Origin of the sequence: Shewanella profunda (assembly GCF_023283765.1) — a bacterium.
Classification (GTDB): Bacteria; Pseudomonadota; Gammaproteobacteria; order Enterobacterales; family Shewanellaceae; genus Shewanella; species Shewanella profunda.
The window spans coordinates 1-997 of sequence record NZ_JAKILG010000112.1; the positions used below are offsets into that span (position 1 = coordinate 1).

Below are 997 nucleotides of genomic sequence, written 5' to 3' on the forward strand. Positions count from 1 at the left end.
AACCTGAGATCGGTTTAACAAGCCATAACTGCAATAGCATTAAACTCTGCGTTAGTGATGTTCAGTTGTGGCTTATTGTCTTTCAATTGATAGGCGATAAGTCCCGCAATCATATTGAGCATAAAACCATGCACACTGCGGTGTCTGGAGTGCTCTATCTGTGAGATATTTTTTAACTGGTCGTTGATGGTTTCTATGATGAAACGTCTCGACAGCATCGCTCTATCCCACAAAGACATCGCCTTCGCTTTCATATTCTTACGCACGTTCGTCACCAACTTCACGCCTTTCTCTAGCAATTCACTGGACAGCGCTTTACTGATATACCCTTTATCTGCATAGAGTTTATCCATGTCACTGTGCACCATCTCATTCACAGGCTTTGTGTCGTGTACATTTGCAGGGGTCACTTTGGCCGCCACGATTCCGCCTTGATGATTCACAATTAAATGCAGCTTAAAACCATAGAACCACCCCATGGTGCCTTTTCCTCTGCGCGCCAGACCCGCCAAGGTTTTGTGGCGATGAATGCGCAGGTTATGACACACTTTGATGCTGGTTGAGTCAACAAATTCAATACCTGTGGGATCACTCTTAAGGCTGGCAAAGTAACTGCAAAGTGGCACTAAAGCAGTGGGCATCACCTCAAGAAAGCGGGTATAGCTGAGTAAATTGGGGAAAGCGGATTTATAGAAATGAGTCAGATAGCCGGTGTAGAAGTTCTTGAAATCACGGTGATGGGACATCTGAAAAAGTATGATGATGGTCATCACTTCGCTCATCGTCATACGGCCAGCGCGTTGACGCTTGCGCGTGCCATCGGTTAACAGCGTTTTTTCCCATTCAGGAATGAAAATAGCGCAAAAATCATCGACATCGCAAAATACTTCCACTAATTTATGCATAGGCCCTCCGGTGTGATGGGGTTTCTCTTGGTCGAAAGATCCGATCACTTGGAGGGCTATTAGTTCAAATTTTCTTATCCCGAGTTCAGGTT

At 45.1% G+C, this 997-nt stretch carries 1 protein-coding gene; it reads right to left on the minus strand.

Annotated elements, in window-relative coordinates:
- Window positions 1–14: 14 nt before the first annotated feature.
- Complete coding sequence (locus tag L2744_RS21475) at window positions 15–905, minus strand: IS982 family transposase (protein WP_248993771.1); 891 nt, start codon at window positions 903–905, stop codon at window positions 15–17.
- Window positions 906–997 lie beyond the last annotated feature (92 nt).